Raw genomic sequence first — 22,075 nt, 5'->3', positions numbered from 1 at the left:
GTCACAGCAATCCAAGAAAGATCATGGCGAAAGACACCACCGGGCGGCTGCACGTCACGGTCAAGAGCGGCGGCAAGCGAAAACTGTCGTCAAAGCTCTGGCTCGAGCGTCAGCTCAACGATCCCTACGTCGCCAAGGCCAAGGCGATGGGCTATCGCTCGCGCGCGGCCTTCAAGCTGCTCGAGATCGACGACAAATATCGCCTGCTCAAGCCGGGCATGACCGTCGTCGATCTTGGCGCTGCGCCGGGCGGTTGGAGCCAGATCGCGGCCAAGCGCACCGGTGCCGCTGACGGCAAGGGCAAGGTGGTCGCGATCGATTTGCTGGAGATGGGCGAGATTCCCGGCGTCACCTTCGCGCAGCTCGACTTCCTCGACCATGACGCCCCGGAAAAGCTGATCGCGATGATGGGCGGCCGCGCCGATGTCGTGATGTCCGACATGGCTGCCAACACCACGGGCCATCGCAAGACCGATCAGCTGCGCATCATCGGCCTGGTCGAGACTGCCGCGCATTTTGCCGGCGAGGTGCTCAATCCCGGCGGCACGTTCCTGGCAAAGGTGTTCCAGAGCGGCGCCGACGCCGAGCTGGTGGCCCAGCTGAAGCGCGATTTCGCCAGCGTGCGTCACGTCAAGCCGTCCGCCAGCCGGCAGGATTCCTCCGAGCGCTACGTGCTGGCGACGGGGTTTCGTGGACGGCAGCAGCCGTCATCGTAGAGATCGTCATTGAGGGAAGGAGACAGGACCCGCTCAGCCGCTGATCCCACGCGCGGTACGATATTTCAGCGCGAACGGTTGGAACCTTGGCGCCTGGCTGGAGTCGACTCCATTGCTCCCGGCCAATGCCCCCCCAAGCCCACCGGGAGAAAACCCCCATCGGGTTGGCGGCCTTGGTGCAGCGTCGGATTTCGCGCACTGGGGCCGTTTCTTGCAGGGCTGAAAAATCTGATATCGCAGGCGCATGTCTCTCACATGGCGACCATTGTTCAATGCAATTGCGGCGCTCAGTACAGACGCACTGAAGAGAAGGTCTTGGTGCCGCATACAGGTGACGCGATTTGCATGGTCTGCGGAGCTGCGCTGGAATCGTGGCTGGAAGCGACCCACGTTCCCGCATACGAATTTATTGAACGTCCGGATCGAGGACAGCCAGGCGGAATGACCGGCCACCCCTAAGGGCCTGGCCATGGCCGGACGGCGGCTTGCAGTGTCCGTGCTTCGGAAACGGCTCGCTCGATCAAACTAGCCGAGCCGCTGATCCCGCGCGTTCTGCGTATCCTCGGTCGCGGCCTTGAGGGCGTCGGAGGCGGCGCGTTTCTCGGCGCCCTTGCGGCTCGAGATGTCGATCGCCTTGCGGCCGGCGATCTCGTTGCCGGCGTCAACCGGCATCTGCCAGAAGAACCAGGCGGAAGCTGCCGAGATCAGCGATACCACGATGAACGCCGGTCCGAACACGTCGGCGGAGAGCTCGGTCTGGTGATGCAGCGCCAGCGTGGTCTCGACCGAGAACGCGCCGACCGCGACGCCCGCGGACACCGCGAGCTGCTGGTTGACGCTGACGAGGGTGGTCGCGCGGCTCATCTGCGGCGCCTCGACTTCTGCATAAGCGACCGTGTTGATCGCGGTGAATTGCAGCGAGCGGAAGAAACCGCCGACCACCAGGATGGTGAAGATCAGCATCAGCGGCGTCGAGATCGTGAACAGGGCGCAGGCGGCGAGGAAGGCCGAGCTGACCACCGCATTCACGGTCATCATGTTGCGGAAGCCGAAGGCCTTGATGATGCGCGCCGCCAGCGTCTTCATGCCCATGGCGCCGACCGCGGAGGCAAAGGTGACGAGGCCGGACTGGAACGGCGACAGGCCGAAGCCGACCTGCATCAACAGCGGCAGCAGGAACGGCAGCGCGCCGATGCCGAGCCGGAACATGAAGCCGCCGACGATCGATGCCCGCATCGTCGGTAGCCGCAGCAAGCCGAAATCGAGCACCGGGGAACCGGTGCGCCGGGCGTGGATGAGGTAGAGCGTCATCGAGACGGTGCCGACCCCGACCAGCGCGGCGACGATCGGCCACGGCAGCAGATTGAGGCCTGCGACCGACAGCCCGAAGGCGATGCCGGCGAGCCCGATGCCGGCGAGCACCAGTCCCACCAGATCGAAACGCTCGGGATCCTCGCTCTTGATCGGGTCGATATACTTCAGCGCCAGGAAGATGCCGAGCAGCCCGATCGGGATGTTGATCAGGAAGATCCAGTGCCAGGAGAAATAGGTGGTGATGAAGCCGCCGAGCGGTGGCCCGATCACCGGCCCTATCAGCGCGGGGACCGTGACCCAGGCCATCGCGTTGACCAGCGCGCTCTTGTCGACCGAGCGCAGCAGCACCAGCCGCCCGACCGGGGTCATCATCGCGCCGCCGAGGCCCTGCAGGATGCGGGCGAACACGAAATCGGTCACCGAGGACGACAGCGCGCAGCCGATCGACCCCAGCATGAACACGGCAACCGCGCCGGCAAACACGATGCGGGCCCCGAAGCGGTCGGCGGTCCAGCCGCTCGCCGGGATGAACACCGCGAGCGACAGCAGATAGGAGGTGATCGCGAGCTTCAGCGTCAGGGGGCTGGTGCCGATATCGGCGGCGATCGCCGGCAGCGAGGTCGCAATCACCGTGGAGTCCATGTTTTCCATGAACAGGGCGGTGGCCACGATGAGCGGGATCAGGCGTTGCTTGTTCATCAAAATAGGACAGCTGTGCTGAAAAAGGCGGGCGAGGGGGCCATATCATCCTGCCCCGCGCCACGCTATTGCGGAACCGGGCAAACGCCCTAAATCCAGCGTGACGCTGCTATGCATCCGCCAGCGTTAGGGGTCCGCGCCGTGATCTACGTTCTTGCCGCTCTGCTGCCGCCGATCGGGCTGCTCCTGAACGGACAGCCGTTTTCGGCCATCTTCAATCTGGTCCTGATCGTGTTTTGCGCGATTTTCGGGCTGTTTTTCCACGTCTTGCTGCTGGTGCCGTCGGCACATGCCCTGATCGCGGTCCACATGAAGCGGGAAGACCGCCGCCACCGCGAGGGGGTCGAGGCGATCCGCCGGTACGGGCCGCCGCAGGGATATCGCTAAGCCAGGCTGCAGGGCCTCTCGACCGGCCCGTAAAAAGCCTGTGCATGGCTGGCAAACACTTTGATTCGTCATGCCGCCATGCTATCGACCGGCGTCAACCCCACCGATGGGCGCCGATTCGACGGTGACGCAGCGAGCGTCGCCGCAGGTAGCGCTCATCCGTAAGACCATCGCGGCTCGGCCGCAGATAAGGAGTTGGCAATGGCCACGGGATTTCCGGCTATCCGCGAAGCCTTCACGTTCGACGATGTGCTTCTGAAGCCCGGTCTGTCCGACGTCCTTCCCTCGGAAGTCGATATCCGCTCGCGCGTCACCCGCGCGATCCAGCTCAACATCCCGATCATGGCGTCCGCGATGGACACCGTCACCGAGGCTCGGATGGCGATCGCGATGGCGCAGGCCGGCGGCCTCGGCGTCATCCATCGCAATTTCGATCCCGAAGGCCAGGCCGCCCAGGTGCGCCAGGTCAAGAAGTTCGAATCCGGCATGGTGGTCAACCCGCTGACCATCGGTCCCGAGGCCACGCTGGCGGACGCGCTGGCGCTGATGAAGGAAAACGGCATTTCCGGCATTCCGGTCGTCACCGGTAGCGCCAAGAACGTGCCCGGCAAGCTGGTCGGCATCCTGACCAACCGCGACGTGCGCTTTGCCAGCGATCCCAGGCAGAAGGTCTCGGAGCTGATGACGCACGAGAACCTTGTCACCGTGCGCGAGGGTGTCGGCCAGGACGAGGCGAAGCGGATGCTGCATCAGCATCGCATCGAGAAGCTGCTCGTCGTCGACGATCAATATCGCTGCGTCGGCCTGATCACCGTGAAGGACATTGAAAAGGCCGTCGCCCATCCGCTCGCCTGCAAGGACGCACAGGGCCGGCTTCGTGTCGCCGCCGCCACCACGGTCGGCGAGACCGGCTATGAGCGCACCGAGCGGCTGATCGATGCCGGCGTCGACGTCGTCGTGGTCGACACCGCGCACGGTCATTCGCAGCACGTGCTCAATGCCGTCAACCGTATCAAGCGGCTCTCCAACGCCGTGCAGGTCGTCGCCGGCAATGTCGCGACCGAAGGCGGCGCGCAGGCGCTGATCGATGCCGGCGCCGACTGCATCAAGGTCGGCATCGGCCCGGGCTCGATCTGCACCACGCGCATCGTCGCCGGCGTCGGCGTGCCGCAGCTCACCGCGATCATGGATGCGGTGGCGGCGGCGAAGAAGGCCGACGTGCCCGTGATCGCCGACGGCGGCATCAAATATTCCGGCGACCTTGCCAAGGCGCTTGCCGCCGGTGCCGACATCGCGATGGTCGGCTCGCTGCTCGCCGGCACCGACGAGACGCCCGGCGAAGTGTTCCTGTGGCAGGGCCGCTCCTACAAGGCCTATCGCGGCATGGGCTCGGTCGGCGCGATGGCGCGCGGCTCGGCCGACCGCTACTTCCAGCAGGACATCAAGGACACGCTGAAGCTCGTGCCCGAGGGCATCGAGGGCCAGGTGCCGTACAAGGGCCCGGTCGGCAACGTGATGCATCAGCTCGCCGGCGGTCTCCGCGCGGCGATGGGTTATGTCGGTGCAAAGGACATCCAGGATTTCCACGACAAGGCCGAGTTCGTCCGCATCACCGGCGCGGGCCTGCGCGAGAGCCATGTCCACGACGTCACCATCACGCGCGAATCCCCGAACTATCCGGGCGGGGTGTAACTGTCATTCCGGGGCTCGCGAAGCGAGAGCCCGGAATCCATCGAGCCTCATCGGTGGTGGATGAATGGATTCCGGGCTCGTGCTTCGCACGCCCCGGAATGACGATGGTCGGATTAGGGCGACGTCGTTCGGCATGACGCCCATCATTTCAAACAACATTTCAAACAAGCGCGCGCGAAAGAGCGAATCCATCTCCCTTGCGGGGAGCTGGATTGCATGACTACGTGTGCGCCGAACCAATCACCTCGAGAGGAAAGCCAAATGTCCCAAGGAAAGCGCATCGTTCTGGCCTCGCGCCCGCATGGCGAGCCCACGCCGGCCAATTTCAGGCTCGAGGATTACACGCCGCCGACACCGGGCGCGGGCGAGGTGCTGCTGCGCACCATCTGGCTGTCGCTCGATCCCTATATGCGCGGCCGCATGGCCGACGGTCCGTCCTATGCCGCGCCGGTGCCGGTCGGCGGCGTGATGGAAGGCGGTACGGTGAGCGAGGTGATCGCGTCGAACAATCCAGCCTTTGCCAAGGGCGATATCGTGCTGTCGCGCGCGGGCTGGCAGACCCATGCGCTGTCCGACGGCAAGGGCCTTGCCAAGATCGATCCGAAGATCGCGCCGATCTCGACCGCGGTCGGTGTGCTCGGCATGCCCGGCATGACCGCCTATACCGGCTTGCTCGAGATCGGCAAGCCGCAGGCGGGCGAGACCGTGGTGGTTGCAGCGGCGTCCGGCGCTGTCGGCTCGGCAGTCGGCCAGATCGCCAAGATCAAGGGCGCGCGAGCGATCGGCATCGCCGGCGGCAAGGACAAATGCGCCTACGTCAAGAACGAGCTCGGCTTCGACGATTGCCTCGATCACCGCGATCCCAACCTTGCGGCGAAGCTCAAGGAGGCCTGCCCGAAGGGCATCGACGTCTATTTCGAGAATGTCGGCGGCGCGGTGTTCGACGCGGTGTTTCCGCTGCTCAATGCGTTCGCGCGGATTCCGGTCTGTGGCCTGATCGCGCATTACAACGACACCGAGGCGCACGCCCCGAAATGGGCAGGTGCGATGATGCGCAACATCCTGACCAAGCGGCTGACCTTCCGCGGCTTCATCGTCAGCGACTTCGCCGCCATGCATGGCGACTTCCTGCGCGACATGTCGCAGTGGGTGCGCGAGGGCAAGGTCAAGTACAAGGAGTTCGTGACCGAGGGCCTGGACAGCGCGCCGGAGGCCTTCATGGGCCTGCTCAAGGGCGCCAATTTCGGCAAGCAGCTGGTCCGGATCGGACCGGACAAGGCCTGAGCGGGCCCATTCAGCTCGCATTCCGCGCAACAAAGTATCAAAAACGCCACAATGGCGGGGTTTTGGGGGCTTTTCGGCCCCCATTTGCTTGACGGAGACCCGCGGCACTTGATTCAATATGGCTATATTTCAGGTGTAGCCATGGTTTTTGAAGCTATTGTTGTCGGGGTCATTCTCCTCGCGCTCGGCTATTGGGCGACGATGTTCGTCATGGGCCGCCGCGACGACGTTTTGCATGGAAAATTTGTCGCGGACGAGCCGGCGGCCGAGCCGGTCCGGCCCAAGCCGCGCGTGCAGTCCGCGCCGGCGGCGCCGCAACCGAACAAGGACTCGCTACAGGCGCTGCTCACCGTCATCAAGCAGGACCTGCACGACGCGGCGCGGAGCTGAGCCGGTTCAAGCCGGCTGCTTTCCGAGCAGCATGTCCAGGTCGACATCGACCTGACCCTTGGCCCTGACGTGGCGCACCTCAAAGCTGTCCGGCTGGAAGCGGTACTCGACCAACCCGACTTCCTTGATCCCGATTACTTCCTGTCGCGCATCTGAAATGACGAAGCCGGCCGAGGGCGCCCAGATATGTCTGACATGCTCGAACGTGTAGTCGCGGCGCTGGTGCACATGACCGCTGCCGACCAGGCGCCAATCGACCTTGCCGAACATCTCGATCAGACGGCGGCGCGCCGGCTGCGGCACGTAGCGGATCGCGGTCTCGACGCGTTCGGCGTCATAGGGCACGGCGAGATACAGCGGCTTGTGCAGAAACAGCGCGACCGGCCTGCCGACGGCCTTGTCGAGCGTCGAGGCGAGCCAGTCGAACTGCGCGGCCTCGCTGTCGAGGCCGGTGTTCATGATCAGCGAATTGAGGCCGATGAAGCACCAGCCGGCGGCGTCGAAATGCCAGCGATCCTCACCTAGCACCGAGGTGAAGGCGCGGAGCGTGTCTTCGGTCGGCCGTTGTGAAGGCGTGGGACCGACCGCGGTCGGATTGTCGCCGATGTCGTGATTGCCCGGCAGATACAGGCAATCGACCGGCAGCGCGCCGTGCAACTGCTTGGCGAACACCAGATCGTCGCGACTGGTCGGCCCGTCGAACGAGACGTCGCCGGAGTTGAGCACGAGATCGGGACGCGTTGCGTCGATGTGCTCGCTGACGTGGTGAAAGTTGTCGACGAGCGGCTTGAAGCGGCGCGCGAGGTGGGTGTCGGAGATTTGTGTCAGACGAAACTGGGGCATGCATCGATCCTTTCGGCCGAATGATAGCCTCGGCGCGAAGTCGGAACGATGACGATTTCAGTGTGTTCTTCGCTGCCCTGTTTGATGCGTTGTTTGATGTCTTGTTTGATCCGTCGGCGCGAGCCCGGACACCACCATGCCGAGCCCGCCATCCGCCGCGTCGTCGAACCAGCCGATGCCGGCGTCGATCGCTTTCTACAGGGAGGTGACGAGATCGCCGGGGCTCGCGGCCGCCGGGGCCGGGCCGTCCAGGATCGGGGTGACGATGCCCATCGCGTCAGCCGTGAGGAACTGAAACCGTCATCAATCCCGGGAGTTGGTCACCCGGCCTCGTCGATGGTTCAAGGGATTACCTGGCGCGTTGTTGGCACGCTTCATTGTCAGGAGCCGCGGTGGCGGCTAAGAGGGCGGCCGGGCGCCCGGCTCGAGGGAGGTTCTTGATGTCGGTTCAAATGGTTCTATTGCCGGTCTTCATCCAGATTGGGCTCACCTTTGCGCTGCTGTTCGGGATGGCGACGCTGCGCACCCGGACGCTGGCGAGCGGCGAGACCAAGATGAGGGATATCGCGCTGCGCCAGCCGAATTGGCCGGAGCGTGCCACCCAAGTCGGCAACTGCTTTGCCAACCAGTTCGAGCTGCCGGTGCTGTTCTATGTCCTGATCGCCATTGCGCTGCCGCTGCGCCGTGCCGATCTGTTCATCGTGCTGATGTCCTGGGTGTTCGTGGTGACGCGGTTTGCCCATGCCGGGGTCTTCGTCACCTCCAACGACGTGCGGCCGCGCTCGCTCGCTTGGTTCGCCGGCGTGCTGGTGCTGGCGGCGATGTGGCTGTATTTCGCGCTCAAGCTCCTGCTGCTGATTTGACGCGCCCAACCGAAAGAGATCTATGACCCCCGCTGCCCGGCTTTCCGCCGCGATCGAGCTGATCGCCATCATCGACGCACAGCGCATTCCTGCGGCCAAGGCGCTGAAGGAATGGGGCACCGCGCACCGCTATGCCGGCTCCGGCGATCGCGCCGCGATCTCGGGCCTGATCTGGGACGTGCTGCGCCGGCAATCCTCCGCGGCCTGGCTGATGCAGGACGACAGCGCCCGGTCGCGGGTGCTCGGCATGCTCAAGCTCGAGCGCGGCATGGACATCCCGACGATCTCGGCGCTGTGCGACGGCGGTCGCTTCGCACCGGATCCGCTGACCGCGACTGAAGAGGCTGCATTGGCCTCGCGCTCGCTCGAGGATGCGCCGGCGCATGTCGCGGGCGACTATCCCGACTGGCTCGACCCGCATCTGGCAAAGGTGTTCGGCGACGACCGCGCCGCGGAAGCGACCGCGATGGCGAGCCGCGCGCCGCTCGACCTGCGCGTCAACACGCTGCGCGGCAAGCGCGAGAAGGTGCTGCCGCGGCTGTCGCATCTGGGGGCGAAGGAAACGCCGTGGTCGCCACTCGGCCTGCGCATCGAGCTCGGCGCCGATGCGCGCAATCCCGGCATCCATGCCGAGGAGGATTTCATCAAGGGCGCCATCGAGGTCCAGGACGAGGGCTCGCAGCTCGCCGCGCTGTTCTCGGCGGCCAAGCCCGGCGAGCAGGTGATCGATCTCTGCGCCGGCGCCGGCGGCAAGACGCTCGCGATAGCGGCGATGATGCAAGGCAAGGGCCGGCTGATCGCAACCGACAGCGACAAGCGGCAGCTCGCGCCGATCCATGAGCGGCTGTCGCGCGCCGGCGTGCACAATTGCGATGTGCGCACGCCGCGCGGCGAGGAGGAGGTGCTGTCCGACATCAAGGCCTCGGCCGACCTCGTGCTGATCGACGCGCCGTGCACCGGCACCGGCACATGGCGCCGCAATCCCGACGCCAAATGGCGCATGCGCCCGGGCGCGCTCGAGGTGCGGCTGAAGGACCAGGCCGAGGTGCTGGAGCGCGCCGCGCCGCTGGTCAAATCCGGCGGCCGCATCGCCTACATCACGTGCTCGGTGCTGGCCGAGGAGAACGGCGAGCAGGTCAGGGCCTTCGTCGCGCGGCATCCGGAGTTTTCGATGCAGCCGCCGGAGCAGACCGCATCGGTGCTGTGGGACAAGGCCGAGGCTTTTACGGAGGCGGCGCTGCTGTCGGCGGAAGGCCTGCTGATGACGCCGCGCCGCACCGGCACGGATGGGTTCTTCGTCTCGGTGCTGAAGAAGGCGTGACGTTTTCTCCGCCGTCATTGCAAGGAGCTCGCGACAAAATTGCAAAGCAATTTTGCGCTGAAGCGACGAAGCAATCCATGGCCGCGCCCGCGCGGTGCGATGGGTTGCTTCGCGGAGCCTGTCATCCGGCGGCGCTTCGCTCCGACCGGGTGGCTCGCAATGACGGAGGAGCCTTTACGCCTGGGAGCACACGCCCGCCGGCGCCGGCGTCTTGCTCACCACTATGACCCAGAACAGCAGCGCAACCGCACTGATCGCAGCCCCCAGCGCGCAGACGCCGAGCCAGCCCGCGGCAGCATAGGCGACCGTCGAAGTGATCGCGCCGAGCCCGCTGCCGATCGAATAGAACACCATGTAGACGCCGATCAGGCGGCTCGACGCCTCCGGGCGGGCAGCCACGATCAGGCTCTGGTTGGTGACATGGACGGCCTGCACCGCGAAATCGATCATGACGACGCCGGCGAGCACCGGCCACAGCGAGGCGTGCAGGCAGGCGATCGGCGCCCAGCCGGCGAGCACCAGCAGCAGCGACAACCCGGTGGTGCGCTGGCCCCAGCCGCGATCGGCGAGGCGGCCCGAATTACGTGCCGCCAGCGCGCCGGCAAGGCCGGCGATCCCGAACATGCCGATCGCTGTGTGCGACAGCGACAGCGGGGGCGCTGCGAGCGGCAGCACGACCGAGCTCCAGAACGCGCTGAAGCTCGCGAAGATCAACAGCGCGAACACCGCGCGCTCGCGCAGCACCGATTCCTCGACGAACAGCGCGAGCGTCGAGCGAAGCAGGTTGGCGTAGGACGATCCGGCCATTGCCTGCGGCCGATGCCGCGGCAGCGCGCGGGCGAGCAGCGGCGCCAGCACCAGCGTCAGCGCGGCCGAGGTGAGGTAGACCACCCGCCAGCCGCCGAGATCGGCCAGCGCACCGGCGGCGAAGCGTGCCAGCAGGATGCCGGATACCACGCCGCTGGTGACGGCGCCGATGGTGCGGCCGCGCTCGGCCGGCGCCGCCAGCGTCGCGGCGTAAGCGACCAGCACCTGGATGACGACCGCAAGCAGCCCGACCAGCACCATGCCAATGAGCAGCACGGCGGCGTTCGGCGCGGTGCCGACGATGGTCAGCGCAAGCGCCGAAAGCACGGTCTGGCCGACGATCAGCTTGCGGCGGTCCCAGAGATCGCCGAGCGGCACGATCAGCAATAGCCCGAAAGCGTAGCCGATCTGGGTCAGCGTCACGACGCCGCCGATCACCGCCGGCGTGATCGACAGATCCCGCGCCATGGTGTCGAGCAGCGGCTGGGCGAAATAGATGTTGGCGACGCTCAGCCCGCAGGCGACCGCGAACAGCAGCACGACCGCGGGCGACAGGGCGCCGGCCGTCCCGTTGCCGGGCTTGCCGTCCGCTTTGTCATCGCCATTGGGCGGCCGGGCCTTCGTCATGGTCTGGTTCGTCATCACGCCTCCGTCGCATTCGCAATCTGGTCTTATCATGAGACCAGTTGCGCCGGATGCTGTCTAGTCCTATTTTAATACCAGTTCACGAATCGTGATCGAAGGGAGGTAGGCAGCGATGCAGCGAACCGGATTCGCAAAGGCGGAATGCCCGGTGGCCCGCGCGCTGGATGCGATCGGCGATTGGTGGTCGCTGTTGATCGTGCGCGACGCGTTCGACGGCCTGCGCCGGTTCGGCGACTTCCAGAAGAATCTCGGCATCGCCAAGGGCATGCTGACGGCGCGGCTGCGCAAGCTGGTCGAATTGGGCGTGCTCGAGCAGGTCGCAGCGTCCGACGGCAGCGCCTATCTCGAATACGTGCTCACCAAGCGCGGACACGACCTGTTTCCGATCGTGGTCTCGTTGCGGCAATGGGGCGAGGCGCATCTCTATGCGCGGGGCGAAGCGCATTCGGTGCTGCTGGACCAGGCCGGGCAGGCGGTCGGGCAACTCGTGCTGCCTTCGAAGAGCGGCAAGCCGCTGAGCTGGGCGGATACCAGGGTGAGGAAGGTTGCGGCGCGGAGGCGGTGAGGGAGGGGCGGAGTCTCTCCACGTCATTGCGAGGAGCGAAGCGACGAAGCAATCCATGTCTCGGCCATCGGCGCGATGGATTGCGTCGCTACGCTCGCAATGACGGGGATCAGTCGGGCCGTCCACCCTGCGAGATGGTCGCTTCGCGATCTCCTCAGGGTGACGGGATAGATCAGGGGCGGGCGTTCAATCCACGATGAACAGCGTGGCGCCGGTCGCGGTCGATGAGCGGTGCGCGGCGTCGCCGAAATCGGAGACCTGGTAGCTCATGCCCGGCTTCAGAGTGAATCTGCGGCCGTCGCGCAGCTCGGTGTCGAGCTCGCCCTTGACGACAAAGAGCACATGGCCGCGATCGCACCAGTGATCGGCGAGATAATCGGGTGAATATTCGACCATCCGCACCCGCAACTCGCCGATATTGAGCGTGCGCCACAGCGCTTGCCCGGTCTCGCCGGGATGCACCGTGGGCTCGACGTTGCTCCAGTCGGTGACGGTGAAGGGCAGGGGCGGGATTTTCATGCGGGTGGTCCTGGGGTTGTGCTCAACTTATGCATCCTACGCCGCGGCGTTCTTCTCAGGGTGACGGATGATGACTCGATCCATCAGCGCCTCACCCCACCAGATGGTTCGCGGAGCCCTGCCTGATCTTGCCGTCGGCATCGAGCCGCAGATACTCGCAGATCTTCTTGCCGCGTTCGTTCTGGTAGAACACGACGACGCTGTCGGGCGAGACATAGAGGTCGATCAGCTCGAAATGCAATTCGGGCAGTTTGGCGAGCGCGGCGCTCCAATAGGCCCGCAGCTGCGCCTTGCCGCGCACGGTGCCGGACGGGCCGAAGCCGAACGCCGGGATCCGGTCCGAGGTCATCTCGGTATCATCGGCATACAGCGCCAGCACCCACTCGAGGTCGCGCGCGTTCCAGGCTGCGATCCAGTCGCGGCCGAGGGCTGCGAGGCGGGACGGTTCGTGAAAATCGGGCATTGGTTTCCTCCCATTGGTCATAGCCAAATTAGGTCAATAATACTGACGTATATCGGTTTGTCCATGCCCAAAGAAGAATGTGGGCGCCCCGCGCAGCGCGGTTGCGGGGGCGAGCGCCGTCGCGTATCTGCTTGCCATGACAGCCCAGCACACAGCCCAAGACACTTCTCATGGCTCGTCGGCGCCCTCCGTGGCCTCGGCGCATGACAAGATTCTGATTGTCGATTTCGGCAGCCAGGTGACGCAACTGATCGCCCGCCGCGTCCGCGAGATGGGCGTTTATTCCGAGATCGTGCCGTTCCAGAAGGCCGAGGCCGCCTTCAACGAGATGAAGCCGAAGGCGGTGATCCTCTCCGGTGGCCCGGAATCAGTGCATGAAACCGGCTCGCCGCGCGCCCCGCAGCTGATCTTCGAGTCAGGCGTTCCCGTGCTCGGCATCTGCTATGGCCAGATGACGCTCGCGGCCCAGCTCGGCGGCGAGGTCGAAGGCGGGCATCACCGCGAATTCGGCCGCGCCGATGTCGAGGTCAAGACCGACAGCCAGCTGTTCGACGGCGTCTGGGGCCACGGCGAAAAGCACCAGGTGTGGATGAGCCATGGCGATCGGATCACCAAAATGCCGCCCGGCTTCTCGGTGGCCGGCACCTCGCCGAATGCGCCGTTCGCGATCATCCAGGACGAGAAGCGGAAGTATTACGGCCTGATGTTCCATCCCGAGGTGGTGCACACGCCCGATGGCGCAAAGCTGCTGCGCAATTTCGTGCGCAAGGTCGCGGGGCTCACCGGCGACTGGACCATGCGTGCCTTCCGCGAGGAGGCGATCGAGAAGATCCGCGCCCAGGTCGGCAAGGGCAAGGTGATCTGCGGCCTCTCCGGCGGCGTCGATTCCGCCGTCGCGGCGGTCTTGATCCATGAGGCGATCGGCGACCAGCTCACCTGCGTGTTCGTCGATCACGGCCTGCTGCGGCTCGACGAGGCCAAGACCGTCGTCGACCTGTTCCGCAACCACTACAACATCCCGCTGGTCCATGTGGACGCGTCGAAAGAGTTTCTCGGCGAGCTCGCAGGCGTCACCGACCCCGAGGTGAAGCGCAAGACCATCGGGCGGCTGTTCATCGACGTGTTCGAGGCGGAGGCCAAGAAGATCGGCGGCGCGGCATTCCTGGCCCAGGGCACGCTCTACCCTGATGTGATCGAGAGCGTCTCCTTTACCGGCGGCCCGTCGGTGACCATCAAGTCGCACCACAACGTCGGCGGCCTTCCGGCCCGCATGAACATGAAGCTGGTCGAGCCGTTGCGCGAACTGTTCAAGGACGAGGTGCGCGTGCTCGGCCGCGAGCTCGGCCTGCCCGAAGTGTTCGTCGGCCGCCACCCGTTCCCGGGCCCGGGCCTTGCCATCCGTTGCCCCGGCGACATCACGAAGGAAAAGCTCGACATCCTGCGCAACGCGGACGCCGTCTATATCGACCAGATCCGCAAGCACGGCCTCTATGATGCGATCTGGCAGGCCTTCGCCGTGCTGCTGCCGGTCAAGACCGTCGGCGTGATGGGCGACGGCCGCACCTACGAATACGTCGTTGGCCTCCGCGCCGTCACCTCGACCGACGGCATGACCGCGGACTTCTACCAGTTCGACATGAAGTTTTTGGCGGAGACCGCGACGCGCATCATCAACGAGGTGAAGGGCGTGAACAGGGTGGTATATGACGTGACGTCCAAGCCGCCGGGGACGATCGAGTGGGAGTAGTTGGGTTAAGTTTCGCGGCACACAATCGCTATTGTTGCAATAGACCGTATCGCAGGTCAGGTGCAGGGGATCATGCCGAGTTCTGGAGAATCTGCAAACGTGCCTCTTCGGAACGAGACAAAACCTGGTCGCTGTTTTCCGGAGCCACGAGTCTCGTCGTAGTAGACGGAGAGCAGGCTCTGCAAAAGACGTTGCAATGGGATGTGGATTTCCTCCCGGGAATCCACGGCCACGTACCTAGCGCTTCGTCCGCCTCCATATCCCGGCCTGTTCTTGAAAACGCAAATTCTGCCCATCACCGAGGCTTCGTTGAGCATTGGATCGAACGCGTGCCCCTTATGCGTTTTCCTGATCTGATCAAATATCTTGCGGCCAAGCTTCGCGTCGCTCTTTTCCTCCGCCGAAAAAGCAAGGAGGCCTGTGAATGGGCCGCGGCGATCTTGTTGACTACAAAGATCGGCCGCCTCCTTCAGTGCTAAAATCTCATCCTCAATTTCCCGATTATATAGCTTCTTCTTCACCGAAATGATGCCGACGACTCCTTCTGGAGGAACAATACAGAATTCCTCAAAGCGCTCGAAAACAGGATATGCGTCTAAATCATAAACTATCACGTCAAGCTGACGGCTATGACGATCATGGAATTCTGTTACGCGTTTGACGTTCTGTACCCCCGTCTTAGTCGATGGGCACAGAATGAAGCCCGAAACAGCGCGCAGATTGCCAGGGAGGTGCTTGTTCAGGAACGAACGAAGCAAAGACTCAATGTACCGACCTTCCTCACCTCGATGCGCGGCGCCGCGTGTGGTTGCGTGCGGCAATAATGTTTCTATGGTGTGATAACGGTCGAGCAGCGTCTTGGCTTCGATCTTGAAGAATTCGCGAACTCGTAGACCCTTTATTGCGTCATCCATCTTCGTTTCGGTCTCCACGATCACGTGAGAGAAGCCCCGACGAGCGAGCGACTCAGGACAGTTTCGTCAGCCTATCGTGACTTCTCCGGCATGTCGCCCGACGGGGAAGCTCGGCAAAACCTTATCAATCCCGCGACAAGAAAATATTGCGCTTAGCGTCGGATGTTCAACATGCCCGTCTCACCCGATTTGGGAGCGGATCGGGTGGTCACGAACGTGGTGTAGGAAGTAGCAAGCATAGCCCGGACAAGCGTGGCGATATCCGGGGCTCTTTCACTCGCGTTGTGGCCCCCGCATATCGCTGCGCTCATGCGGGCTACGCGGCTAGCTACGCCGGCAGCAGACCGGCGGCACGATAGCTGTCGATCAAGGAGTCGTAGAGCGAAATATTCGAGCGGCTTCTGGCCATCAGCTGCGCGCCGGCGACGGCGGCGAAGATGGCGCGGGCGCGCTGTTCGCTCTTTCTTGCACTGGCCAGGCGCGTCGCCACCAGCAGCTTGCTCAACCACGCCACGTTGACGTCTGCAAAGGTCTGGACCTCCTGCTTCACCGCGTCCGGCAGGTCGTCGACCTCAGCGGACATGAAGCTGCACAGGCACATGCGATTGTCGTTCTCGAGCGCCTTGCGAAACACATCGGGATATCGACGCAGGCAGCGGACCGGATCGGCCGTTTCCGCCAGCATCGTCTCGAGTTGGGCAGCGGTGTCCTCCCAGTAGCGCCGCGCAACAGCTGCGCCGAGATCGGCCTTGCTCGGAAAGTGGTGATAGATGCTGGCGGCCTTGATCCCGACCTCGTCTGCGAGATCGCGGAAATTCAAGCCGGCATAGCCGCGTGCCTGCGCGGTTCGCTTTGCTGCCGCCAGGATGGCCTCCCGAGAGCTTGAGCTCACCTCATCGCCTCACTGCTTCGTTATCTACCAAGTGACAGATAGGCATTGACCGGCCGAATGGGAAGTATTCTTATTCAGCCTACCAAGTGACAGGTAGACAAGGAGCCCTGAATGAAGATTTACGACTGGCCGACCGGCCCATATCCGGCCCGCGTTCGCATTGCTCTGGCCGAGAAGGAGCTGCGGTCGCAGGTGGAGTTCGTATTGGTCGATCTCTACAAGGGCGAGCACAAGAAGCCCGAATTCCTCGCCAAGAACTACTCCGGCACGCTGCCGGTGCTCGAACTCGACGACGGGACCTTCATCGGCGAGTGCACGGCGATCACCGAGTATCTTGACGCGCTCGATGGCGCGCCGACGCTGACCGGCAGGACGCCGCGCGAAAAGGGCGTGATCCACATGATGAGCAAGCGCGCCGAGCTGGAACTGCTCGACGCCATCAGCGTCTATTTCCACCACGCCACGCCGGGTCTTGGGCCTCATGTCGAGATCTATCAGAATGCTGAGTGGGGATTCCGTCAGCGCGACAAGGCCCTCAGGGGGATGCACTACTTCGATGGCATTCTGAAGCGACAGCCGTTCGTCGCCGGCGACGCATTCACGATGGCCGATATCACCGTCATAGGCGGCTTGATCTTCGCCGGACTCGTGAACGTGCCCGTGCCGCCGGAGTGCGAGGCGCTTTCGGCATGGTATGCACGGATGCAGGCGCGTCCCAGCGTCAGGAACAGGATCACGATGTCCGAGTCGATCGAGGCATCTTGATCGGGATCATAGCTTACGAAGGCCGCTCTCGCGCTTACGCGAGAGCGGATCGGCAAGATCGCAAGCGTAGCCCGGATCAGCGCAGCGATATCCGGGATTTTCTAGCGTCGCAATCCGCTACGGCTCCTTCTTGAACAGATCCTGGAAGATCAGCGGGCCCCCAGACGCGGCTGCGTGCGTGCACCAGCGCGCCACCCTCGTTGAGCTTTCCGAGCTTGACGGGTGCGAACCCGAGTTGTTTGGCGAGGGCTGCCACGGCAGCGATCGCGTCCTCGTCGTCACCAGATAGGAAGACGACCCGGTGCCCGCCCTCGACGATCGGATCGGCAGCGAGCTTGGCCGCAATCAGGTGATTGAAGCCTTTTACGAAGCCGGCGCCGGTGAACGCCTTCGCAGCGAAGGTGGAGGAGGGGAGACCGTCCAGCTCCTCAGGCGGAAGCAACGCGTTCATCGTGTCGATGACCGTCTTGCCTTTCCAATTCGGCAGGGCCTTCGCAACTTCACGATGCTCCTCGAACGGGACCGCCAGGATGATCGTGTCGGCCTCGAGTGCATCCCGCAGCGACTTGGCGACGACCGTGGGTCCGATCGCCCGCGCTTGCGGCGCCAACGCCTCCGGTGGCCGGCGGCTCGCGACGGTCACCTCGATGTTCTTGCGGGCGAAGGCGCGGGCGAGGGCCTGGCCTACCTTGCCGAATCCTACAATTGCGTAGCTCATCATGCTTCTCCGATCGCGTTGCGAGATGAATTCAGATCGCCGAGAAGCCGCCGTCGACGGACAACTCCACGCCGTTCACGAAGCTCGAATCATCTGAGGCGAGGAACAGCGCGGCCGCCGCGATTTCCTCGGGGCGACCCATCGTTCCCCGCGGGATCAGGGATTCGAACATCCGCTTCGCTTCCTCGGTGAGGACCTGATCCTGCATCGGCGTGGCGATCGGCCCCGGGCTCAGTACGTTCACCCGGATATTCCTGCCCTTCAGCTCGTTGAGCCAGGTGCGTGCGAACGAGCGCAGCGCCGCCTTGCTCGCCGCATAGACGCCGTAACCGGGAAAGCCTTTCACCGAAGCAACCGACCCGGTCATGAAGATCGATCCGCCATCGCCAAACAGCGGCAACGCCTTCTGCACCGTGAACAACGTGCCGCGGGTATTCAGGTCGAAGGTCGCATCGAAATGCTGCTCGGTAATCTCGCCGAGCGGCACAGCGTTGCCCATGCCGGCGCTCGCGTACAGGACGTCGATCTTGCCCTTTTCCCGCTTGACAGCGTCGAACAGGCGGTCGAGGTCGTCGAGATTGGCCGCGTCGCCGCGCACGCCGGTCACGTTGCGGCCAATCAGCCTGACGGCCTCGTCGAGCAGCTCCTGCCTTCGGCCCGTGATGAAGACGTAAGCGCCTTCTTCAACGAACCGCCTGGCGCTCGCCAGCGCCATGCCGCTCGATCCACCGGTGACGACTGCAACCTTACCCTCAAGCTTTCCCATGACTTCTCCTTTGGTGGTGTCGAACCGCATCTCTGTTCCGGTGCGAGATGGCCTCCGACAACCTCGACGTAGGCCGGCCGACGTCAGGCGTTGAGTGCGGAAGCGTGCACATGGGTGGTGCGAAAACGATCCGGCTGGACTGACGCAGGCCGCGCGCGCGTGCTAACCGTATGCGGGAAGCCGTTCGATGGATTGGACGGGGGCTTTGGAAGGCGCACCCCGGCGGTGCTGGATTGCACCATGATCGACTGGGATGACGTTCGCTACTTTCTCGCCGTCGCGCGTGGAGGCTCGGTGCGGGCTGCCGCCGAGCGCCTTGGCGTGAACCACTCGACCGTGCTGCGACGCGTCGCACAGCTGGAGGAACGGCTCGGGGCGCACATGTTCCAGAAGCTGCCTTCCGGCTACCGCCTGACGGCCGCGGGGGAAGAGGTTCTCGAGCTCGCGGAGCAGATGGAAGTGTCGTCGCACCAGCTGGAGACGCGCGTCTTCGGCCGCGACCAGAGCGTGCGCGGGCTGCTGCGGGTGACGCTGGCACCGACCCTCGCGACCCACCTGCTGATGCCGGACTTCGCCGATTTCGCGCGTCTGCATCCGGACATCGAGATGGAGGTCCTGTCGTCCGGCGAGTTGGCAAATCTGACCAACCGGGAGGCCGACGTCGCGATCCGCGTCGTCTACGACCGCCAAACCCTGCCGCTCAATCTTCATGGACTGAAAGGACCGGAGTTGTTCGGAGGCATCTACATGGCCCGCGATCGACTGGCGGCGTGGCGCGCGGGCGCGCCTGATCCCGTCAGGTGGATCGTCATTAGCATTCATGGAATCCCGGACTGGGCCCACGAGGGCGAGGTTCGCGCCGCCGACGTTCCGTTCAGGGCTACAGATGCCGAGGCGCAGATCGTCGCGGTGCGGCAGGGGATCGGGATGACGACGCTGCCATGCTTCGTCGGAGATGCCGACCCGTTGCTGGTGCGGGCGCCGGGCACCGACTTGCACATGTATGGAACGCTCTGGCTTCTCACACAGGGGGAGACACGCAAGACGAAGCGTGTGCGGCTCTTCACTGAGTTCGTGTCCCGCAGGCTCGCCGCCTACGCACCGCTCCTCGCCGGGCTGTCTTTATCGCGCGACTGACGCGCGGCAGGTTTGAGACCGATCCGACAATGTTAAGGACGCGCAACTTGCTGCGCGCCGCGCCGCTGAGTTGGCTCCCGCGCAAATCAAATCTCGCTCCGTCCCCTGCGACAAATCACCCCGACGGGCAACTCACCAAAACCTGTCAATCTGCGGTTGAGAAAATATTCCGCTTGGCGTTTGACCCAACTCAGATGTTCAATCTGCGCGTCCCACCCGCCACGAGGGCGCTTCGCGATCGTCACGAGCGTGGTGTGGGATGCGGTGGACGCTGGGTGCGCAGTCGACGAATGCGCATGAAGCGGACGGTGAAGTCGTGTGGTCCTGACGCCCTAATGGCAGGTGTCTCTTCCGATTGCGCAGGTCGCGCGTTGCGAAGACGGTGACAAGCAAGCCAAGTCTCGCCGGGGAGAGCACGAAGTAAGCCGTAGCCCATCGCGCAGGGAAGGCCGGGTTGTTTCCGGTTACACCTGTGGTCCTACCCCCCGAGCTTTTTACCCTTTTGCTCGGGGCCCATGGGTGCGATCGGCACCCGGTCTTCCCTGCGCCCTCTGCTGGCAGCGAGGGCGAAACGAAGCACAAAACTCGGACAGATCATGTCGCGAGATCGCGGACGTTCATGCTGTTTGAAACGTGAATGCTGTAGCCTGGTGGCGGGACGCTCGCGTCAGCCGGGCAGCAGGCGCGATCAATACGGACCCGGTTCGCAGGGAACGTTGTTGCCGGTCCACGGCGCAGTCGCGAACGAGCCGACGCGCGGCGCCGGAATGCAGGCGCGACCATCGACATAGACAGGCTCAGTGGGCGCGGCGGCATTGGCTTCGGCGACATGCCTGGACACAGCGTGCGTTTCGCGCGCCATCGCCGGTGTCGCGATCATGGCAACCGCGATGAAAGCAGCCGACAACAGTTTGACGTTCGTCATTGAGTTTCTCCGTCTTGCTTAAGGGGCCAAGGAGTCTGGCCTCGTCAGATAGATGTGCGCAGAGCAGGCGCATTTGAATGCAATCATTGCTCACGCCGGCTCAACGCTGCGTGAGGGATTCGATACGGTCGTGATCGTGTGCGGGAACTGGATGCGGTGTGATGGTGTTGGGCGCCTGCGCGAGGTGCTGTCCCGCGTGTCGCCAACCTCAGCCGGTCGATGCTACCGCGTATTGACCGCCAGCTGCGCCTCGAAAGCCCGCTTGTACGCAGGTCGCGCTTCGCCGCGCGCGATGTAGGCGGAGAGGCCCGGAAATTCGTCGAGGATGCCGGATGCTCTCAGCCTGAGCAGAACGGACACCATCATCAAGTCGCCGGCGCTGAACGTGCCGTCGAGCCAGTCGGCATCGTCGAGATGGGCTGAGAGCTGCTTCAGCCGGTCGCGGATGCGATCCATGACCAGAGGCAGGCGCTCCCTGGTCCATGGCTTGTCGCTCTCCAGAATTCTGGCGGTTGCGAGTTCGAGGATCGGCGGTTCCACGGTGTTGACCGCGGCAAACATCCAGCTGATGGCGCGGGCGCGGGCGTTGGCATCGCGGGGCAGCAGGCCGGCATGATGCTCGGCGATATGAAGCACGATCGATCCTGTTTCAAACAGCGCGAGGTCACCGTGCTCATAGGTCGGGATCTGGCCGAACGGATGCAGCGCCAGATGGGCGGGCTCCTTCATCGCCTGGAACGAAACGAGCCGAACCTCGTAAGGCTGGCCCACCTCTTCAAGCGCCCAGCGAACGCGGGTATCGCGCGCCAGCCCCTTGCCGCCGTCGGGGGAGCGTTCGAAGGCGGTGATGGTGGGGGTCATCGTGTCTCTCCATGTCCTTGCGTCCCGAGGACGAACGGGCGACGCGCGGCCCGACGAGCGATATCGGATTATTTTGCAACGCCGCGGCCCATGCCGCTCAAATCCTTGTCGTCGGCCTGGCTTTCGCCAGGACGACAGTGCCGGCTGTAGAGGCGGTGTTGTGACAAACGCGGTTCCGCGAATTATTTTCATCGGTGTCTTGCCGCGGTGTCGGCTGGCGTCGCCGCCAATCGTCCTTTGGGCGCAAAAACCAGGAGACTGCAAATGACCGATCTCGTCACATGCCTTTGGTTCGATCAAGGCCAGGCGCGCGCAGCGGCGGAATTCTACGCTGCGACGTTTCCCGACAGCCATGTCGATGCAGGGCATGTCTCGCCGATCCCGGGCATCGGGCAGGGCGATGAACTGACGGTCGAGTTCACCGTGCTCGGCCGCCGCTTCGTCGGACTCAATGGCGGTTCCAACTACACGCCGAACGAGGCCGTCAGCTTCATGGTGCTCACCGACAACCAGGAGGAGACCGATCGCTACTGGAATGCGGTCACCGGCAATGGAGGCAAGGAATTGCCGTGCGGCTGGTGCCGGGATCGCTGGGGCTTTACCTGGCAGATCACGCCGCGGCGGTTGCTCGAACTCGTCAACGGCGCCGATCGCGCCGCCGGACGGCGCGCGATGGAGGCGATGATGACGATGAAGAACATCGACATCGCCGCGATCGAGCGGGCGGCTGCGGCGTAGTCCGCGCGCTGCAATGATTTGGCCCGAGCACGACAGTCAGGTGTCCGATCGAGCCGGTCGGTGCGGGGCTCGGCCATTTCACGTCGCGGCGTGCGCTCCCCGCG

At 64.2% G+C, this 22,075-nt stretch carries 22 protein-coding genes and 1 pseudogene; 12 read left to right on the top strand and 11 right to left on the bottom strand.

Going from position 1 to position 22,075, the window contains the following annotated elements; all coding sequences use genetic code 11:
• Positions 1 to 23: 23 nt before the first annotated feature.
• The gene (locus tag ACVISU_RS04240; RefSeq protein WP_456706103.1) at positions 24 to 716 is read left to right on the top strand and encodes an RlmE family RNA methyltransferase; all 693 of its coding nucleotides are present in this window, start codon (positions 24 to 26) and stop codon (positions 714 to 716) included.
• 525 nt (positions 717 to 1,241) lie between these two features.
• Here the strand turns inward: ACVISU_RS04240 and ACVISU_RS04235 are convergent.
• On the bottom strand, positions 1,242 to 2,729 hold the full coding sequence (locus ACVISU_RS04235; RefSeq protein WP_456706102.1) for a DHA2 family efflux MFS transporter permease subunit: 1,488 nt from the start codon (positions 2,727 to 2,729) through the stop codon (positions 1,242 to 1,244).
• Positions 2,730 to 2,870: 141 nt separating this feature from the next.
• Here ACVISU_RS04235 and ACVISU_RS04230 point away from each other — a divergent pair, with 141 nt between their 5' ends.
• The 4 genes from ACVISU_RS04230 (at position 2,871) to ACVISU_RS04215 (ending at position 6,482) form a co-directional block, all read left to right on the top strand.
• Entirely contained in the window at positions 2,871 to 3,116 is a 246-nt protein-coding gene (locus ACVISU_RS04230) for a hypothetical protein (RefSeq protein WP_456706101.1), read from the top strand.
• A 201-nt stretch (positions 3,117 to 3,317) separates the two neighbouring features.
• Positions 3,318 to 4,808: an IMP dehydrogenase gene (gene guaB, locus ACVISU_RS04225; RefSeq protein WP_456706100.1), complete on the top strand. Its 1,491-nt coding sequence runs from the start codon at positions 3,318 to 3,320 to the stop codon at positions 4,806 to 4,808.
• Positions 4,809 to 5,069: 261 nt separating this feature from the next.
• Positions 5,070 to 6,092 carry an NADP-dependent oxidoreductase gene (locus tag ACVISU_RS04220; protein WP_050402118.1) on the top strand — a complete coding sequence of 341 codons (1,023 nt, stop codon included), beginning with the start codon at positions 5,070 to 5,072 and terminating at the stop codon, positions 6,090 to 6,092.
• A 141-nt stretch (positions 6,093 to 6,233) separates the two neighbouring features.
• On the top strand, positions 6,234 to 6,482 hold the full coding sequence (locus ACVISU_RS04215; protein WP_050402117.1) for a hypothetical protein: 249 nt from the start codon (positions 6,234 to 6,236) through the stop codon (positions 6,480 to 6,482).
• Between the two features lie 6 nt (positions 6,483 to 6,488).
• Here ACVISU_RS04215 and ACVISU_RS04210 read toward each other — a convergent pair whose 3' ends face one another.
• Positions 6,489 to 7,325: a metallophosphoesterase family protein gene (locus ACVISU_RS04210; RefSeq protein WP_456706099.1), complete on the bottom strand. Its 837-nt coding sequence runs from the start codon at positions 7,323 to 7,325 to the stop codon at positions 6,489 to 6,491.
• Positions 7,326 to 7,765: 440 nt separating this feature from the next.
• On the opposite strand from ACVISU_RS04210, the gene ACVISU_RS04205 reads away from it, so the two are divergent.
• Positions 7,766 to 8,188, top strand: coding sequence for an MAPEG family protein (locus ACVISU_RS04205; protein WP_050402115.1), 423 nt, complete (start codon positions 7,766 to 7,768; stop codon positions 8,186 to 8,188).
• Positions 8,189 to 8,210: 22 nt separating this feature from the next.
• A complete protein-coding gene (locus ACVISU_RS04200) occupies positions 8,211 to 9,509 on the top strand; it encodes an RsmB/NOP family class I SAM-dependent RNA methyltransferase (RefSeq protein WP_050402114.1) in 1,299 nt (432 codons plus the stop codon).
• 174 nt (positions 9,510 to 9,683) lie between these two features.
• Here ACVISU_RS04200 and ACVISU_RS04195 read toward each other — a convergent pair whose 3' ends face one another.
• A complete protein-coding gene (locus ACVISU_RS04195) occupies positions 9,684 to 10,958 on the bottom strand; it encodes an MFS transporter (protein WP_456706098.1) in 1,275 nt (424 codons plus the stop codon).
• Between the two features lie 115 nt (positions 10,959 to 11,073).
• Between ACVISU_RS04195 and ACVISU_RS04190 the strand changes: the two genes are divergently transcribed.
• Positions 11,074 to 11,526 (top strand): winged helix-turn-helix transcriptional regulator, encoded by a 453-nt coding sequence (locus ACVISU_RS04190; protein WP_050402112.1) that lies wholly within the window; start codon positions 11,074 to 11,076, stop codon positions 11,524 to 11,526.
• Between the two features lie 186 nt (positions 11,527 to 11,712).
• Here ACVISU_RS04190 and ACVISU_RS04185 read toward each other — a convergent pair whose 3' ends face one another.
• Both ACVISU_RS04185 and ACVISU_RS04180 read right to left on the bottom strand, forming a co-directional pair.
• A complete protein-coding gene (locus ACVISU_RS04185; protein WP_456706097.1) occupies positions 11,713 to 12,045 on the bottom strand; it encodes a DHCW motif cupin fold protein in 333 nt (110 codons plus the stop codon).
• 91 nt (positions 12,046 to 12,136) lie between these two features.
• A complete protein-coding gene (locus ACVISU_RS04180) occupies positions 12,137 to 12,508 on the bottom strand; it encodes a nuclear transport factor 2 family protein (RefSeq protein ID WP_456706096.1) in 372 nt (123 codons plus the stop codon).
• A 136-nt stretch (positions 12,509 to 12,644) separates the two neighbouring features.
• Between ACVISU_RS04180 and guaA the strand changes: the two genes are divergently transcribed.
• Positions 12,645 to 14,255, top strand: coding sequence for a glutamine-hydrolyzing GMP synthase (gene guaA / locus ACVISU_RS04175; protein WP_456706095.1), 1,611 nt, complete (start codon positions 12,645 to 12,647; stop codon positions 14,253 to 14,255).
• Positions 14,256 to 14,311: 56 nt separating this feature from the next.
• On the opposite strand, the gene ACVISU_RS04170 is transcribed toward guaA, so the two are convergent.
• Together ACVISU_RS04170 and ACVISU_RS04165 are read right to left on the bottom strand one after the other, a co-directional pair.
• Entirely contained in the window at positions 14,312 to 15,169 is an 858-nt protein-coding gene (locus ACVISU_RS04170) for a DUF6602 domain-containing protein (RefSeq protein WP_456706094.1), read from the bottom strand.
• 328 nt (positions 15,170 to 15,497) lie between these two features.
• A complete protein-coding gene (locus ACVISU_RS04165) occupies positions 15,498 to 16,061 on the bottom strand; it encodes a TetR/AcrR family transcriptional regulator (RefSeq protein WP_456706093.1) in 564 nt (187 codons plus the stop codon).
• 111 nt (positions 16,062 to 16,172) lie between these two features.
• Here ACVISU_RS04165 and ACVISU_RS04160 point away from each other — a divergent pair, with 111 nt between their 5' ends.
• Positions 16,173 to 16,826 (top strand): glutathione S-transferase, encoded by a 654-nt coding sequence (locus tag ACVISU_RS04160; protein WP_050406522.1) that lies wholly within the window; start codon positions 16,173 to 16,175, stop codon positions 16,824 to 16,826.
• Positions 16,827 to 16,943: 117 nt separating this feature from the next.
• Here ACVISU_RS04160 and ACVISU_RS04155 read toward each other — a convergent pair.
• Both ACVISU_RS04155 and ACVISU_RS04150 read right to left on the bottom strand, forming a co-directional pair.
• Positions 16,944 to 17,544, bottom strand: a pseudogene (locus ACVISU_RS04155) (NADPH-dependent F420 reductase).
• Between the two features lie 31 nt (positions 17,545 to 17,575).
• Complete coding sequence (locus ACVISU_RS04150; protein WP_050406615.1) at positions 17,576 to 18,310, bottom strand: SDR family NAD(P)-dependent oxidoreductase; 735 nt, start codon at positions 18,308 to 18,310, stop codon at positions 17,576 to 17,578.
• 240 nt (positions 18,311 to 18,550) lie between these two features.
• Between ACVISU_RS04150 and ACVISU_RS04145 the strand changes: the two genes are divergently transcribed.
• On the top strand, positions 18,551 to 19,447 hold the full coding sequence (locus ACVISU_RS04145; RefSeq protein ID WP_456706092.1) for a LysR family transcriptional regulator: 897 nt from the start codon (positions 18,551 to 18,553) through the stop codon (positions 19,445 to 19,447).
• Positions 19,448 to 20,135: 688 nt separating this feature from the next.
• Here the strand turns inward: ACVISU_RS04145 and ACVISU_RS04140 are convergent.
• Together ACVISU_RS04140 and ACVISU_RS04135 are read right to left on the bottom strand one after the other, a co-directional pair.
• Positions 20,136 to 20,372, bottom strand: a complete 237-nt coding sequence (locus tag ACVISU_RS04140) for a hypothetical protein (RefSeq protein ID WP_050406520.1) — start codon at positions 20,370 to 20,372, stop codon at positions 20,136 to 20,138.
• Between the two features lie 222 nt (positions 20,373 to 20,594).
• Entirely contained in the window at positions 20,595 to 21,233 is a 639-nt protein-coding gene (locus ACVISU_RS04135; protein WP_050406519.1) for a glutathione S-transferase family protein, read from the bottom strand.
• Positions 21,234 to 21,497: 264 nt separating this feature from the next.
• On the opposite strand from ACVISU_RS04135, the gene ACVISU_RS04130 reads away from it, so the two are divergent.
• Positions 21,498 to 21,971, top strand: coding sequence for a VOC family protein (locus ACVISU_RS04130; protein ID WP_456706091.1), 474 nt, complete (start codon positions 21,498 to 21,500; stop codon positions 21,969 to 21,971).
• Positions 21,972 to 22,075 lie beyond the last annotated feature (104 nt).

The sequence above is a fragment of the Bradyrhizobium sp. USDA 4452 genome (assembly GCF_054063575.1).
The sequence above is the reverse complement of the archived record's forward strand: the minus strand, read 5'-3'. Positions and strand labels throughout refer to the sequence as shown.

Excerpts from the sequence above, each read along its gene's own strand:
- ACVISU_RS04240 (WP_456706103.1), top strand. The coding sequence starts at position 24 with ATGGCGAAAGACACCACCGGGCGGCTGCACGTCACGGTCAAGAGCGGC.
- ACVISU_RS04235 (WP_456706102.1), bottom strand. The coding sequence starts at position 2,729 with ATGAACAAGCAACGCCTGATCCCGCTCATCGTGGCCACCGCCCTGTTC.
- guaB (WP_456706100.1), top strand. The coding sequence starts at position 3,318 with ATGGCCACGGGATTTCCGGCTATCCGCGAAGCCTTCACGTTCGACGAT.
- ACVISU_RS04220 (WP_050402118.1), top strand. The coding sequence starts at position 5,070 with ATGTCCCAAGGAAAGCGCATCGTTCTGGCCTCGCGCCCGCATGGCGAG.
- ACVISU_RS04215 (WP_050402117.1), top strand. The coding sequence starts at position 6,234 with ATGGTTTTTGAAGCTATTGTTGTCGGGGTCATTCTCCTCGCGCTCGGC.
- ACVISU_RS04210 (WP_456706099.1), bottom strand. The coding sequence starts at position 7,325 with ATGCCCCAGTTTCGTCTGACACAAATCTCCGACACCCACCTCGCGCGC.
- ACVISU_RS04205 (WP_050402115.1), top strand. The coding sequence starts at position 7,766 with ATGTCGGTTCAAATGGTTCTATTGCCGGTCTTCATCCAGATTGGGCTC.
- ACVISU_RS04200 (WP_050402114.1), top strand. The coding sequence starts at position 8,211 with ATGACCCCCGCTGCCCGGCTTTCCGCCGCGATCGAGCTGATCGCCATC.
- ACVISU_RS04195 (WP_456706098.1), bottom strand. The coding sequence starts at position 10,958 with ATGACGAACCAGACCATGACGAAGGCCCGGCCGCCCAATGGCGATGAC.
- ACVISU_RS04190 (WP_050402112.1), top strand. The coding sequence starts at position 11,074 with ATGCAGCGAACCGGATTCGCAAAGGCGGAATGCCCGGTGGCCCGCGCG.
- ACVISU_RS04185 (WP_456706097.1), bottom strand. The coding sequence starts at position 12,045 with ATGAAAATCCCGCCCCTGCCCTTCACCGTCACCGACTGGAGCAACGTC.
- ACVISU_RS04180 (WP_456706096.1), bottom strand. The coding sequence starts at position 12,508 with ATGCCCGATTTTCACGAACCGTCCCGCCTCGCAGCCCTCGGCCGCGAC.
- guaA (WP_456706095.1), top strand. The coding sequence starts at position 12,645 with ATGACAGCCCAGCACACAGCCCAAGACACTTCTCATGGCTCGTCGGCG.
- ACVISU_RS04170 (WP_456706094.1), bottom strand. The coding sequence starts at position 15,169 with ATGGATGACGCAATAAAGGGTCTACGAGTTCGCGAATTCTTCAAGATC.
- ACVISU_RS04160 (WP_050406522.1), top strand. The coding sequence starts at position 16,173 with ATGAAGATTTACGACTGGCCGACCGGCCCATATCCGGCCCGCGTTCGC.
- ACVISU_RS04150 (WP_050406615.1), bottom strand. The coding sequence starts at position 18,310 with ATGGGAAAGCTTGAGGGTAAGGTTGCAGTCGTCACCGGTGGATCGAGC.
- ACVISU_RS04145 (WP_456706092.1), top strand. The coding sequence starts at position 18,551 with ATGATCGACTGGGATGACGTTCGCTACTTTCTCGCCGTCGCGCGTGGA.
- ACVISU_RS04140 (WP_050406520.1), bottom strand. The coding sequence starts at position 20,372 with ATGACGAACGTCAAACTGTTGTCGGCTGCTTTCATCGCGGTTGCCATG.
- ACVISU_RS04135 (WP_050406519.1), bottom strand. The coding sequence starts at position 21,233 with ATGACCCCCACCATCACCGCCTTCGAACGCTCCCCCGACGGCGGCAAG.
- ACVISU_RS04130 (WP_456706091.1), top strand. The coding sequence starts at position 21,498 with ATGACCGATCTCGTCACATGCCTTTGGTTCGATCAAGGCCAGGCGCGC.